The 14,453-nt window shown below is 69.3% G+C and carries 11 protein-coding genes and 1 pseudogene; 9 read left to right on the top strand and 3 right to left on the bottom strand.

Going from position 1 to position 14,453, the window contains the following annotated elements; all coding sequences use genetic code 11:
* Positions 1-160 precede the first annotated feature (160 nt).
* On the top strand, positions 161-1,522 hold the full coding sequence (locus tag WME95_RS36460; protein WP_437903934.1) for an extracellular catalytic domain type 1 short-chain-length polyhydroxyalkanoate depolymerase: 1,362 nt from the start codon (positions 161-163) through the stop codon (positions 1,520-1,522).
* Between the two features lie 160 nt (positions 1,523-1,682).
* On the opposite strand, the gene WME95_RS36455 is transcribed toward WME95_RS36460, so the two are convergent.
* Positions 1,683-3,152, bottom strand: a complete 1,470-nt coding sequence (locus tag WME95_RS36455; protein ID WP_437903932.1) for a protein kinase domain-containing protein — start codon at positions 3,150-3,152, stop codon at positions 1,683-1,685.
* A gap of 747 nt (positions 3,153-3,899) precedes the next feature.
* Here WME95_RS36455 and WME95_RS36450 point away from each other — a divergent pair.
* From WME95_RS36450 to WME95_RS36415, 8 genes and pseudogenes are all read left to right on the top strand, one after another.
* Positions 3,900-4,694: a hypothetical protein gene (locus WME95_RS36450; RefSeq protein WP_437903930.1), complete on the top strand. Its 795-nt coding sequence runs from the start codon at positions 3,900-3,902 to the stop codon at positions 4,692-4,694.
* Positions 4,695-4,922: 228 nt separating this feature from the next.
* Positions 4,923-5,710, top strand: a pseudogene (locus tag WME95_RS36445) (hypothetical protein); the annotation flags it as partial.
* 215 nt (positions 5,711-5,925) lie between these two features.
* Positions 5,926-6,213 carry a hypothetical protein gene (locus tag WME95_RS36440; RefSeq protein WP_437903928.1) on the top strand — a complete coding sequence of 96 codons (288 nt, stop codon included), beginning with the start codon at positions 5,926-5,928 and terminating at the stop codon, positions 6,211-6,213.
* 531 nt (positions 6,214-6,744) lie between these two features.
* Positions 6,745-7,560, top strand: coding sequence for a formylglycine-generating enzyme family protein (locus WME95_RS36435; protein WP_437903927.1), 816 nt, complete (start codon positions 6,745-6,747; stop codon positions 7,558-7,560).
* A gap of 177 nt (positions 7,561-7,737) precedes the next feature.
* Positions 7,738-8,319, top strand: a complete 582-nt coding sequence (locus WME95_RS36430) for a hypothetical protein (RefSeq protein WP_437903926.1) — start codon at positions 7,738-7,740, stop codon at positions 8,317-8,319.
* Between the two features lie 228 nt (positions 8,320-8,547).
* Positions 8,548-9,483 carry a hypothetical protein gene (locus tag WME95_RS36425; protein WP_437903925.1) on the top strand — a complete coding sequence of 312 codons (936 nt, stop codon included), beginning with the start codon at positions 8,548-8,550 and terminating at the stop codon, positions 9,481-9,483.
* A gap of 124 nt (positions 9,484-9,607) precedes the next feature.
* Entirely contained in the window at positions 9,608-11,215 is a 1,608-nt protein-coding gene (locus WME95_RS36420; protein WP_437903924.1) for an MYXO-CTERM sorting domain-containing protein, read from the top strand.
* A 131-nt stretch (positions 11,216-11,346) separates the two neighbouring features.
* Positions 11,347-12,063: a hypothetical protein gene (locus tag WME95_RS36415; RefSeq protein ID WP_437903923.1), complete on the top strand. Its 717-nt coding sequence runs from the start codon at positions 11,347-11,349 to the stop codon at positions 12,061-12,063.
* A 99-nt stretch (positions 12,064-12,162) separates the two neighbouring features.
* On the opposite strand, the gene WME95_RS36410 is transcribed toward WME95_RS36415, so the two are convergent.
* On the bottom strand, positions 12,163-12,894 hold the full coding sequence (locus WME95_RS36410) for an RNA polymerase sigma factor (protein WP_437903922.1): 732 nt from the start codon (positions 12,892-12,894) through the stop codon (positions 12,163-12,165).
* Positions 12,895-13,137: 243 nt separating this feature from the next.
* A complete protein-coding gene (locus tag WME95_RS36405; RefSeq protein ID WP_437903921.1) occupies positions 13,138-14,142 on the bottom strand; it encodes an RNA polymerase sigma factor in 1,005 nt (334 codons plus the stop codon).
* Positions 14,143-14,453 lie beyond the last annotated feature (311 nt).

Genomic DNA, 14,453 nt, shown 5'->3' with positions numbered 1-14,453 from the left:
GGCGCCATGATGCGCGAGGTCTTGGTTCAATTTTCGCGGACTGGAAGAACCCAAAGCGGCTTGCGCCCAAGTTCCTGTGTCGATAGCATCCGCGCGCCATCGTCGGCGACGTCAGCTTTAGAGGTAATCGAATATGCGTCGATTTCAGAATCGCGTTTTCGTGGTCGCGTCGTTCTCTCTGGGGCTGTTCGCGGCCATGCCGGTGTACGCGGCGTCGGTGCAGGCGGTGAGCCGGACGACGTGGGGAGCGAACGGCGTCCCGAGCTACGTCAACATGAACATCTACGTGCCCGACAAGCTGGCCGAGAATCCGCCCATCGTGGTGGGCTGCCACTCGTGCAGCACGCCGGTGAGCTCGTTCTTCAACAGCATCTCGGGTGTCAAAGCGGGCGCCGACAAGAACGGCTTCATCATCATCCTTCCGGAGGCCACCGGCCGGAACTGCTGGGACGTGGGTACGACGAAATCGCTGACCCACGACGGCGGCGGCGACACGCAGGCCGTCGCTCAGATGGTGAAGTACACGCTCGAGAAGTACAAAGGCGACCCGAAGCGCGTCTACGTGATGGGCGGCTCGTCCGGAGCGATGATGACGCAGGCCATGCTGGCGGTGTACCCGGACATCTTCCGGGCCGGCGCGGCGAGGGCGGGGGTGGCAGCCGGGTGCTGGGCGGACGGCTTCGACGGGGGCCAGCAATGGAGCAACAACTGCGCGGGGGGCAGGACGAGCAAATCGGCGCAGCAATGGGGAGACCAGGTCCGCGGGATGTTTCCTGGGTACACGGGGCATCGCCCGCGCCTCCAGATCTTCCACGGCACGGCGGACGCGACGATCAACTACAAGAACCAGGCCGAGGCGATCAAGGAATGGACGAACGTCCTCGAGCTGAGCGAGACCCCGACCTCGACCGACATGATCACGTCGGGCGGGACCACCTATGATCGCCAGTTCTGGAAGAACGAGTGTGGCCAGACGGTGTTCGAGGCCTGGTCAGGGAGAAACGGCGCGCACTCCATGCCGTACGAGGCCGACGCCATCCTCGCGTTCTTCGGTCTCGACAAGGCCGGTGGCGCCGATCCTGAGACCGACTGTTCCGAGGCTGCCGGAAGCGGCGGCACGGGTGGCTCGGGCGACGGCTCCGGGGGTGATCAGAACGTCGGCGGCGCGGGGCCTGCCGCGGGGAGCGGCGGCGCCTCGGGGGACGGCGGAAGCGCGGGCGAGGGCGTGACCGTCGGCTCTGGCGGGCAGCCCGCTGGCGGCGGCGAGGTCACCACGACGGGCGGCAGCGACCCGAGCGGCACGAGCGGCGCGAGCGGCACGAGCGGCACGAGCGGCACGAGCGGCGCTGCGGACAGCGCCACCACCGGCGCGGGCTCAGATTCTGAAGATGAATCGGGTGAAACGGGCGGGTGCGCCGTCATCGCCGGCGATGCCAAGCCGAAGGGCTCGTACGCAGCGGTCGTCGCCATGGGCCTTGCGCTGTTGACGCTCCGTCGCCGGCAGCGAAACGCCCGGAGCTGACACGTGTGTTGTCGGTGAGCTGAAGCAACCCCTCGGTTTTTTCGAGAGGATTCACAGGGAGTCGGGGAGACGGGGAGCGAAATCCCATCACTCTCCCCGTCTCCCCGCCTCCCTGTTCAATTTTTCTTCTCCCTAAAAACGCCAACAAGGGGTCTCCGCGCTAGAAGGGCACCTCCGGAATGGGCGCGCGGTCGTGCCCCGGCGCGGTCGTCGGCGGGTTCGGCGGCCTCCTGGAAGGAGCGGGGACACCCGTGTGCGGTGTCCTGGGCGTGGCGCTCGACGGTGGCCGTGCTGCCGTGGCGGACGTCGAGGGCGCCGGTGGCGCCGCGGTCTCGCCGGCGGCGTCCGCAGCAGAGCCCGTCGCCTCTGCAAGGGGCGCCGCGGGCGTCACGCTCTCCAGCGGCTCCGAGGAGCGCTCGACCTCTGCCGACGCGCTGGCGGCGACCTCCTCCGACGCCGGCGCGCCGGCCGAGGCGACCTTCGCGCCCGCCTCGCCCCCGGCGCTCGATCCGCCCCGACGCAGCACGATGGTGACGCTGGCGCCGACGAGCATCGCCATCGCGATGCCGATCGCCAGCCTCGCGCGCTGAGGCCTCTGAAGTCGGGCCTCCTGCGCCGTCGATCCGGCGCCGGTCAGGGTGCCAGGCCTCGCCGAGCGGGGCGCGGCCGGCTCGTCGAGCTTGGCGACGTCGAGCGCTATCGTCCCGCTGAGCCTCGGCCGAGCCGTGCTCGGCACGCCGGAGCACGGGGATTGCAGATCCGGAATCGATGGCGACGCCATGCCCGCGACACGGCGGAGCTCGCCCATCATCTCTCCGACCGACTGAAAGCGCTCCGCCCGCTCGCGGGCCAGCGCCCGCGCGAAGAAGGCATCGATCTCCGGCGGCAGGTCGGGCGCGATCAGGGACGCGCTGGGCACCTGACCGACCAGGATGTTGGCGATCACCGCGCCGAGCTGGGCCCCCTGAAAGGGCAGCTCGCCGGTGACGCCATAGAAGAGGATGACCCCGAGCGACCAGAGATCGCTGCGCTGATCGATGTCCTTTTCGCCCCGGACCTGCTCCGGGCTCATGTAGTGGGGCGAGCCGAGCAGCTCCCCGGTGCGGGTCACCTCTTCCGTCAGCGCTGCGCCGGTGTCCTTGACGATGCCGAAGTCGAGGATCTTGACGACCTCGTCCTGCTCTCCCTCCACGCGCACGAGGAACAGGTTGGCAGGCTTGAGATCGCGATGGACGAGTCCGGCGTCATGCGCTCGACGGATGGCCTTGCCGGCCTGCACGAGGATCAGGGTGGCGTCCACGAGAGAGAGCCGGCCGACGCGCAAGAGGCGCGTGCCCAGGTCCTCGCCCTGAAGCAGCTCCATCACGAGGTACGGAGTGTCGTCGTCGACGCCAAAGTCCTGGACGTAGACGACGTGTGGGCTCTGGAGGCTCGCCGCGATCCTCGCTTCACGCTCGAAGCGAGCGAGGAACGTCGATGACGCAGCATAGGTCGGGTCCATGAACTTGACCGCGACGAGAGAGCCCAAGTTGACGTGTCGTGCCACCCACACCGAGCCCATCCCGCCGTGCGAGAGAGGTCGTTCGAGACGATACTTCCCACCTACGACGGAATCCGGAGCGAACTGCATGGTGATGGCTTCCTCCTGATAGCCGAGGGAGGCGAGGGGAGCGTACAGGATAGGAAAGGCGGCGGCCACGACGAGGCGGGAGATGTCAGATGGATTATCCTTCTGTGCGCCACGTTCCGGGCGCCTCGGGCTCGACACGGCCACGAGATGGCTCCCCGGATCGCCGTGGCATGTCCGGGTCCGACGCGGGCGTCGAGAGCGCCGCCGGTGCGTGACGTTCCTGACAACGGCGGTGTTCGGCGAGGGGGATGCGCTCGGGACGACGGTGAGCGCGGACGCTGCGCGCGCAACGTCGGCGCGCGTTCGTGAGCGGAGCGCCGGGGGCCTTGCTTGCGCAGCGCAGCACGCGGGCCTCCGCGGCGGTCCGCCGGAGCCGGCGCCGGCGCCGGCGCCGCGAGAGAAGACAACGACACCCCGACCTCCGAACCCCCGCGCGGCAGCACGAGACCGCCCGCGAGAGCTATTGCGATCCCCTTGCCTCCGTCTAGAATCCACACTGCAATGAACAAATTATTTCGCAATTCAACTATCATCGCAGCTGGTCTCTCCCTCGCTCTCGGCGCGCTGGCCTGTGGAGAAGACGACAGCCCGGCAGACCAGACTGGAACGGGCGGCGGGGCGACCAGCGGGTCGGGCGGCGGGGCGACCACGGCGGGGTCGGGCGGCGGGGCGACCAGCGGGTCGGGCGGCGGGGCGACCAGCGGGTCGGGCGGCGCGTCGACGTCGGCGTCGGCTTCGAGCGGCGGGGTGACGACGGCGTCCGGCGGCGATCCCAATCCCGATCCCGCGAACGCGCGGACCTTCGACCACCGCCACGCGAGCCTGGACGGTATCCCGGCGAGCTGCGCCGAGGCGCTCAAGTCGGGGGACTTCGTCTTCCACTACGCCCACCGCTCGCACGGCTTCCAGATCATCGCCGGCGCCGAGAGCATCGAGGCGAAGACCCCTACCTACGCCTTCGAGACGGAGTATTGCGACGTCCCGCAGCAGGAAGGCGCCTTCCTGATGTGGGACGGGATGATCGCCACCGACCTCATCCCGGGCGCGCAGTACTGGGCGACCGAGGCCGGGATCAACGACGTGCGCACCATCCTCGGAGGGCACCCGGAGATCCGGTACTCGATGTGGGCGTGGTCCTCGGAGATCTCCGAGCAGACCGAGGAGGACGTGCAGCGGTACCTCGACGTGCTCGACGCGCTCGGGCAGGAGTTCCCGGAGGTGACCTTCATCTACATGACGGGGCCCGGTGACGAGGAGCACAACGGCGTGAACCGCGTGGAGCGCAACCAGCAGATCCGCGATTTCTGCCGGGAGCATGGGAAGATCCTCTATGACTTCGAGGACCTCGACGTCCACGCGGACGGCGAGCGGCACACCATCATGGTGGGCGACGACGAGATCCCGATGCAGCACCCGCGTTACGACGTGGAGACGTCCGGCAACACGGAATACGAGTACACCCACACGACCCAGGGCGCCTGCGAGAACAAGGCCATGGCCTTCTGGCGCATGATGGCCGAGCTTGAGGGGTGCGCGCAGTAGCCCCCGAGGTCGGCGGGCGCGCGGGCCGGCGCTCGGCCGCGGCGACGCCGCGAGCCGCTGTCTTTCCTGTCGGTTAAGTCCCGGTTTCCGGCGGAGGACTCCGCCGGATCGCGTCGCTCACGTCGTGCGGGCCGCCTTGCGCCCATGCTACTCGGCTGTCGCACGGGCATGCTCCCCCGCGCGCCTCGCGCGCAGGGGCGCCGCCTGGCAGCCGATCGGAGGCGGGCCATGGAAAGCGCGATACCGCTCGGGAAGAAGCAGATCATCGACGGCCAGCTGCGGGTCTACTACTACGGTTACTGGATCAAGGCCTACGAGGCGCCGGCCGACACGCTGCTCGCGAAGGAGCGCCTCATCGAGGCGCTGACGCGGCGCCTGTTCAACCACGTCGAGCACGGCATCAACGTCCCAGGGAAACGGCTGGACGAGGCGCGGCTCGCCTTCGAGTCGGAGACCGATCCGCAGCGGAAGCGCGTCAAGGGCGCGATGCTCGCGGGCGCGATCTTCAATCGAGCGACGGATATCTTCACCAAGCTCGTCGAGATCCAGGAGCTCGGGGTCACGATCGAGCCCGACAATGCCCTGATGCGCGAGTGCGGTGAGCACCTCCTCGAGGCGCTGACGTTCGGGAAGATGGTGCTCCACCGCAGCGGCGAGGAGGGGCTCGACGAGCTCTGGGGCGAGCCCTTCAGGCGTTCTCGTTCCCGATCGAGGCGTTCTACAACAGCCGGTATGTCAAGATCGCCCAGAGCATGAGGGCGATCGACGGCATTCGCGACGCGACGATCGCCACCTTCGCGGGCTCGCCGATGTTCGCCGGGCTGGACCGCCTGGCCCGCGAGCTCGCGCACGCCGCCAAGATCAAGTGCGAGACGCTGCGCACCGACGACGACATCTTCGAGGTCTGGACGTCGTTCGTCGTGTCGGCGGAGAAGCTCGCCGCCTTCCAGCCGCTGCTCGGCGCGGACGCCTCGCCCCATGAGCGGGAGCAGGCCGCCCGGGGCGTCGAGCCGATCGAACTCTGAAGGTCAACACGGTCAAGAAGTGAACGCACTCGCTCTATCGCCAGGGGCTGTACTGGTACCACTGCATCCCCACGATGCGGGAGGAGTGGCTTCGCCGCCTGGTAGATGCCTTTGACCGCATCGTCCGCGAGCATGCGTTCTTCAGCCATTTCTTCGAGGTCAAATGAGGGGATGTCTCAGCCAGGGATCTGCTGCTCACGAACGCGATGTTCTACTGGGCGCCGAACAGCATCGCCAGCGCGGCGAACCTCTATTACGAGACCGCCCGCAACGAGGCCATCCCGCCGTATCTCTTCGAGAGGATCGCGGCGCCGACCGCCGTGGCCGATTTCCCGGCGGAGATCTACCGCTCGCCGCGCGCCTGGGTCGAGAGCAGGGCCAACCTGGTGCGGTGGACGGAGATGCCGCATGGCGGGCACTTCGAGGCGCCAGAGCTCCTCCTCAAGGACGTGCGCGCCTTCTTCCGGTCGCAGCGCGCCGGCTCGGGCGCCTGATCCGCGACCCCGGGCCCGCCGGCGGCCGGCGGTGAGCGGCGTCGCTCGCTCGCGCGGGTTTTGCTCGCTGAGCCCGCCCGGGCTCCAGCCGAGCGGCGACATCCGCGCCATCGCGTGTACAATCGGATTATGAAACGTGATCTTCGTTCTGCGTTGCTTGCCGTGTTGCCGGCGCTGACGGGCGCATCGTGCGGGGCGCTGCTCGGCCTCGATGACTTCACCGACGCTCAAGCGCCGGGCGGCGGGGGTAGCGGAGGGATTGACGCCTCCTCTGATGGAGCCGGGACTGCCACGTCGGGCGGCGCAGATGGATCGGGGGGCGCAACGTCGGGCGGAGGCTCAGGCGGCGCTCCTGGCGGTGTGTGCGCTCCGAACAGCGACACGCGGTGCTCGGGGAACACGCCGCAGCGGTGCGACGACCGCGGAGCGTGGCAAGACGAGGCGCCGTGCCCCGCCAGGGCGCCGGTGTGCCGCGGAGGGACCTGCGTGGCACCTCCGAGCTGCGCCGACCTGGCACCGACGTGCGGGCCGATGAGAAACGAGAGCTGCTGCGCGACGACGGCGGTATCGGGCGGGAGCTTCAACCGGAGCAATGTCAGCGAGCATCCGGCCAAGGTGAGCGACTTCCTGCTGGACCGGTTCGAGGTGACCGTGGGGCGATTCCGCGCGTTCGTCGATGCGTACCCGAGGAGCTTTCCCGAGCCGGGAGCCGGGAAACACCCGAAGATCGAGGGGAGCGGGTGGGATTCGAGGTGGAACGGGTATCTGGCTTCGAGCGCGGCGTTGCTCAAGGACGAGGTAAACTGCGACTCGATGTTCCGGACGTGGACGGATACGGCGGGCGACAACGAGAGTCTGCCAATGAACTGCCTGAGCTGGTATGCTGCGTTCGCGTTCTGCGCCTGGGATGGGGGCCGCTTGCCAACGGAGGCGGAGTGGAACTACGCAGCGGCGGGCGGAGACGAGCAGCGGCCGTACCCGTGGTCGACGTCGCCCACGGATGAGACGATCGACCAGAGTTTTGCGGGGTATGGCTGCACCTTCACGGATACTCCAGAGAAGTGTACGTTCACGGACATCTTGCCTGTCGGATCACGGAAGGCAGGAGATGGAAGATGGGGGCAGGCCAACCTGGCCGGGAACGTGCGAGAATGGGCCCTGGATATGAAGTCGGACTATTCCGAAGATTGCACGGACTGCGCTAACTTGGAGGGGGGAGCCGAGCGGGTATTGCGGGGCGGCTCCTTCTCGGATGACGCGCAATACCTGCTTTCATCCACCCGCGTGAGCCACGACGCGACGACGCGCCGCCCCTACATCGGGGTCCGCTGCGCGAAAAACCCGTAGTTGCGAGGCGAGTCCACCGAGCGGATCCGTTCTGCTGCGAGCTGGAACGGCGGCCGCGGGCTGCGCCGTCGGCCATCAGCAGCAACGCCTCGCCCCGCCGTACGATGCGTCTCCGTCTTGTCCGGACGCAGGGCCGCCTCCACCGCCGTGCGCTGGTCTTCCTCGGCTGGAAATTCTTTGGCGGAGTATTGCGACGTCCCCGCCGAGCGGGGCGTCTTCCGGGGGTGGGACGAGATGATCCACAACAACTACGTGCTGGGCGAGCAGTACTGGGGGAGCGAGGAGGGGCTCGCGGCGCTGCGCACCATCCTGAGCGAGCACCCGGAGATCCGGTGGTCGATGTGGTTGTGGTCCTCCGAGATCGTCGAGCAGACCGAGGAGGACGTGAAGCGTTACCTGGACACGCTGTACGCGCTCGGCCAGGAGCTCCCGAACGTCACGTTCATCTACATGACGGGGCCCGGTGACGAGGAGTACAACGGCGTGAACCGCGCGGAGCGCAACCAGCAGATCCGCGATTTCTGCCGGGATCATGGGAAGATCCTCTATGACTTCGAGGACCTCGACGTCCACGCGGACGGCGAGCGGCACACCATCACGGTGGGCGACGACGAGATCCCGATGCAGCACCCGCGTTACGACGTGGAGACGTCCGGCAACGCGGAATACGAGCACACCCACACGACCCAGGGCGCCTGCGAGAACAAGGCCATGGCCTTCTGGCGCATGATGGCCGAGCTCGAGGGGTGCGCGCAGTAGCCCCCGAGGTCGGCGGGCGCGCGGGCCGGCGCTCGGCCGCGGCGACGCCTCGAGCCGCTGTCTTTCCTGTCGGTTAAGTCCCGGTTTCCGGCGGAAAACTCCGCCGGATCGCGTCGCTCACGTCTTGCGGGCCGCCTTGCGCCCATGCTACTCGGCTTTCGCACGGGCATGCTCCCCCGCGCGCCTCGCGCGCAGGGGCGCCGCCTGGCAGCCGATCGGAGGCGGGCCATGGAAAGCGCGATACCGCTCGGGAAGAAGCAGATCATCGACGGCCAGCTGCGGGTCTACTACTACGGTTACTGGATCAAGGCCTACGAGGCGCCGGCCGACACGCTGCTCGCGAAGAAGCGCCTCATCGAGGCGCTGACGCGGCGCCTGTTCAACCACGTCGAGCACGGCATCAACGTCCCAGGGAAACGGCTGGACGAGGCGCGGCTCGCCTTCGAGTCGGAGACCGATCCGCAGCGGAAGCGCGTCAAGGGCGCCATGCTCGCGGGCGCGATCTTCAATCGAGCGACGGATATCTTCACCAAGCTCGTCGAGATCCAGGAGCTCGGGGTCACGATCGAGCCCGACAACGCCCTGATGCGCGAGTGCGGAGAGCACCTCCTCGAGGCGCTGACGCTCGGGAAGATGGTGCTCCACCGCAGCGGCGAGGAGGGGCTCGACGAGCTCTGGGGCGAGCCCTTCAAGGCGTTCTCGTTCCCGATCGAGGCGTTCTACAACAGCCGGTATGTCAAGATCGCCCAGAGCATGAGGGCGATCGACGGCATTCGCGACGCGATGATCGCCACCTTCGCGGGCTCGCCGATGTTCGCCGGGCTGGACCGCCTGGCCCGCGAGTTCGCGCACGCGGCCAAGATCAAGTGCGAGACGCTGCGCACCGACGACGACATCTTCGAGGTCTGGACGTCGTTCGTCGTGTCGGCGGAGAAGCTCGCCGGCTTCCAGCCGCTGCTCGGCGCGGACGCCTCGCCTCACGAGCGGGAGCAGGCGGCCCGGGGCGTCGAGCTGATCGTCCGTGGCAAGAACGTGATCTCGTACATCACGCGCGCGCGCGTGCCGATGCCCAAGACCACGGGCGAGCTCCTCGAGCGGTACGAGCGCTATCGCGCCACCTACGGCGCCGCGCCCGCGTCCGGGCCCGCGCGCAGCGTCGCCTGAGCGCCCGGGCCGGCCGGAGCGGTGTTGTAGGCGGGCGCCCGACATTTCGCCTGTCTGCTGTCACGGAATGTTTCCGTTGACGCTGGGGCGCGCGTCTCTGTATCACCAGGTGATGAAATACGCTTTGAGCCTTTCGGGAGCGCTCTTTATCGGCCTCTCGTCGCTCCCCGCGAGCGCGCTGGTCACGCAGCCGAACGGCAGCGTCATGCCGCAGGACTCGATGAACAACGAGGTCCAGCTCTACACCCTGTTCGCCAACCGGGAGGAGGCGCTCGATTACCAGGCCGATGGGAACACCGAGCCGTCCACGTTCTCGCCGCTCTGCGGCTTCACGGCGGAGCTGGTGCTCCGGCAGACAGGCTCTCGCCTCGGGGTCGGCTGGTACAACGTCGACCCCGCTGCCACGGCGCCGCCGGCGATCGACGACATCCACGAGATCGTCCCCGCCGGCTCCTCGGTCGGCACCGTCATCACCGCCACGGATATCCGGAGCAATCCAGCCTATGCGGGCGGGCAGATCGGCTTCGCCCTCATCGGCGCGCAGACCCACTACTCCGAGCAGCGCTGGAATCAGGTGTGCACGGGCTGCTCCACGCCCGGGCCCTGGGTCACCGCCGTCATCTATGCCTCGACGGTGACGCCGAACGCGTTTTACGTCGCGTTCGAGGATGGCGATGTCGGCCCGAAGCCTGGCGACTTCAACAACGATGGCGACTACAACGATTATGTCTACTTCTTCAGCGGCCTCACCTGCACCGGCGGCGGCGAGCCGTGCGACACCGGGCTGCCCGGCGTGTGCGCGCCAGGGGTGACCCAGTGCGCGGCGGATGGGCTCACCTGCCAGGGGCTCGTGCCGTCGTCGCAGGAGACCTGCGACGGGCTCGACAACGATTGCAACGGCACCGCCGACGAAGGCGACCTCTGCCCGCCGGAGCACGTGTGCGACCGGGGCGTGTGCGTGCAGGCGTGCGGCAGGGGCGAGTTCGTGTGCTCCTCGGACAAGGCATGTAATGCCGCGGGGTTCTGTGTCGAGCCGGCCTGCGCCGAGGTCGCCTGCGACGCGGGCCAGGTGTGCGTCGGCGGGCGGTGCCGCGCGCCTTGTGATGGAGTGGAGTGCCCCTCGCCGACGGTGTGCCGGGTCGGGGTGTGCGTCGACCCGTGCAGCACCGTGACGTGCGAGGAGGGCACGGTCTGCGACGGCGGCGTGTGCAAGCCGGAGTGCCCGTGCACGCCGTGCCCGAGCGGGCTCGCGTGCGAGGAGGCGAGCGGGCTTTGCAGAGAGTCGGCCTGCGTTGGCGTCGAGTGCCCGTCTGGCCAGCGCTGCGACGCGGGCACGTGCGTGGACGCGTGCGCTGGGGCGGTGTGCCCGAGCGGGCAGACCTGCGCCGGCGGCGCCTGCGTGGAGGACACGAGCACGACGGCGGCCAGCGGGACCGGCGGCTCGACGGGCGCGGGCCTGGACTCCGGCGCGGGCGGCGGCCTCACCGATCCGGTCGGCAGCGGCGCCACGGCTGGCAGCAGCAACGGTGTCGGCGGCGGCTCGGGCGGCGGCGGCTCGGGCGGGGCCGCCGCGGGCGGCTCCGGCGCGGACAGCGGGTGCGGCTGCACCGTGGCCGGCGCGCACGGCTCGCTCGGAGCGCCGCTCGCGGCGATCGCGCTGGCGCTGGCCGGCGCGCTCCGCCGGCGGCGGCGCGGGGGCGCCCCCGCGGAGGGCCAGGCGCCTCGGGGATAGGCGGGGCCATGACAGCGCCGTGGCCGCTCCTCTCCGGCGAGCGGTCATGGCATAGTCCGTTCATGAGACGTGAACTCCTTGGCTCCGTGCTGTGCGGACTGCTCCTCGCCGCCTGCGGCGATGATGAAAATGTGTCCCCGATCGGAGCGGGCGGCATGGGCGGCGCGGGCGGCAGCACGAGCAGCAGCGCTGGCGGCGGTGCGACCGGCGGAGGCGGAAGCGGAGGCGCTGCGCCGGTCGCCTGCGGAGGGAGCGCGGGAGCGACCTGCGGCGAGACGGAGCACTGCGCGACGCCCGACACGACGTGCTCGGCAGAGGCGCAGGGCGAATGCACGTCGAGGCCGAGGGTCGGGGAATGTCCGGACGAATGTCAGGGGGTCTGCGGGTGCGATCAGCGCACCTATTGCAATGAGTGCATGGCACACGCGGCCGGGGTGAACGCGTCGAGGGATACGGTTTGCGCAAGCGCAGATTACGTGATCGCCGATCACGACCGTGTCTACGTGCACCACGCCGACCTGCGAGAAGATCGATGTCTGGCGATCTCGATCGCGGCGTTCGCCGACAGCGATCCGCGCTATGCCGGGGTCGAGCTGGAGGACTTCTGGGGCGTGCTGGACGTGGCGCTCACCGATCAGATGGGCGATTGCACCGGGCCGGGCATGCCGCCCGCCGACGAGCGCACGTATGCCGTGACCGGGGCCACCGGGACGATGTCGTGGGAGGCTGAGCCGAACACAGGCATCCCGTGCATCATCGACATGGATATCACCGTCACGCTCGACGGGGAGCCGGGGACCCTGCGCTTCCAGGAGACCGGCGTGGTCGTCGATAACACGTGCCTGTAGCCAGCTGCTTGCCGGCGACCGGATCCGGTCGCGAGGCTGCGCGAGCTGCCTGCCCGTGATCGGGTCCGGTTTCGCGAGGCTGCTCTTTCTCTCGCTGCTTCACCATGCCCCCGGTCGCGCGTGAGCCCGGGGCTTCGTGGTGCGCTCCTCCTCCGCAGCGAGGCGCCTCGCGAGCGCTTCCTGCGCGCCCCGGAGCGCTCTCGTGCGCCGCTTGTACGCCGTGCTGAGGGGCATCGCTCTCGCCTCGGCGATGTCTCTCATGGGGATCTCGTGGAGGTCGCGCTGGACCAGCACCGAACGCAGCTCGAACGGCAGCTCCCGGAGGAGTGATCTCATCAGGCGCCGCCGCTCCGCTGCGAGCAGGAGCTCGATGGCAGTCGCGCTCCCGCCGCCCTCGCTCAGCTCCATGGGATCCATGATGACCTCGTTCCGCCGAGGAGCCTTCGCGTGGTAACGCGCAGCCAGGTTCACCGCGAGGCCATTCAGCCACCGCGCGATCGGGCCGCGCGAGGGGTCATAGCTGCCGAAGCTCATGACCGCCGCCAGGAAGACGTCCTGGCTCAGGTCGTGCCGATCGCGCTCGGGCACACGGAGCCGCGCGAGCCACCGGCGAACGCGCCGAATCGTCTCTGCTTGAAAGAGGCATTGGAACGCATGAGCCCGAGACGGGCTCGCGGCAGGCTTCACCTCGTTCTTCCGAGGTCCCGGCTGCGCCGTCGTCCGCTGCGCGGCGCGAGGCGCGCCGGATGCGCTCGAACGAGCCGTCCTGTCGTGTCGCGCCGGAGGAGCGGACTCCTCGGAGAAGACGTGTGTTCTGATGGAATGCGTCATCGCCCCTCGCGAGGGCGGCGCCAGAAGCTCCATGACTCGCCTCCAGGTGAAACGTGAATGCTCCGCGCGAACGCTCGTCGGCGCGAGGACACGATCGCTCCTCTGCCGGCGTCGCTCGGCGCGCGACGCCCTTTCAGGAGGCGCTCAATCCCCTGCGACGAAGGCCGCGAACCACGGTGGTCCAGCGCCGCCTCCGTGACGAAGGCGCACGTCGTGTGCGCAGCGATGCCTATGGCGCGGTCATCACCTGAGCCCGGCCAGCTGCGCCTCGCGTTCACCCGCCAGGCGACCGCGCGGGAATCGCCGCCCGTGCTCCTCCAGCAGGCGTCGCGCCTCGACGAGCGACACGGCATCACCGGCCGCCATGGCCGTCCGTGCGCGGGCGATCAGCTCCTGCTCGCGGGAGCTGGTCCTCGGGCGCTGCGCCGCTGGCCAGCCTGTCGGCATGGCGGGGACGGCAGGGGCCGTCACCGCCCCATCCAGCGCCGGAGGGGCCATCACCGCCGCGCCCAGCGCGCCGCTCGCGCGCGCCGGCTCGGCGGGGTTACGCGCGGTCTTTTCGGTCGCCGGCCCGGTCGTCCTCCTGGAGAGCAGGGGGGCCATGCAGGGGCGGAGAAGCGCGACGGGCTCCACCGGGCCCACGGCAAGCACACCGAGCGCCGCCGCGCAGGCGACGGCGAAGCCTCGCGCCATCCAGCGCGCGGGACGACCTCGCCGAAAGGAACACCGCTCCAGGAGCCAGGGCGGGAACAGCGCGGCGCGCAGCCGGCGAGCGCCGCGGCGTCGTTGCCTCGCTTCCCAGCGGGCCGCCGCCTCTTCGAACTCCTCCCAGGCCCGGCGCAGGCGACTTCGTGCCGTTTCCAGCGGGATCTCCTGCTCTCGGGCGACGTCGGCGATCGGCCGCTCCAGGAGCTCGCACGCGATGAACACCTCGCGGCGCCGCTCGCCGATCTCCTCGATGAACTGCCGCACCAGCTCCGCCTCCTGGCGAGCGATGGCGTGATCCTCGGGGCTCTCTCGCTCGTCGCAGAGCGCCGCCTCGTCGAGGCCCGTGAGCGCCTCCTCGCGCCTGCGCGACGCTCGCCGGTGATCGCGGGCCGTGTTCAGGACGACGCTGTCGCACCACGCGCCCGGGTTCGTGGCCGATCGGGCCTGCTCCCGCCGCTCCCAGAGCCGCACCATCGCGTCTTGCGCGACGTCGTCGCGGTCCCTCTCGGGCACGCCAACGTAGCTGATGAGCGATCTCACGCGCGCGGGTACAGGGCAGGTCGGCGTTGGTCGGTCCACGGTCCAGCAGACGATCCGAGCCTGGCTCGACGGTCAAAAAATCGAAGAAATCGACCGAGTCCTCGCAAGAGGCGCTGCGAGTGGCTCTACGGTGGGCGGGCCCGAAGCGAGGACCAGCGGCTCGGTGAGATTTCCGCCTCCGCCGCCACACCTCCGCCGGCTGCGGATCTCAGCGGGTGTCCAGCAGCCGTCGTGGGTGCGGTGCTCGTTCCGTCCCCGAGGCCCTCCGAACGGAGCCACGCATTGCATCATCATTGCTGAAATTCTCGTGC

The sequence above is a fragment of the Sorangium sp. So ce327 genome, assembly GCF_051530205.1.
Classification (GTDB): Bacteria; Myxococcota_A; Polyangia; order Polyangiales; family Polyangiaceae; genus Sorangium; species Sorangium cellulosum_B.
Note: the sequence above shows the minus strand (reverse complement) of the source record. Positions and strands in the feature narration are given on the sequence as shown.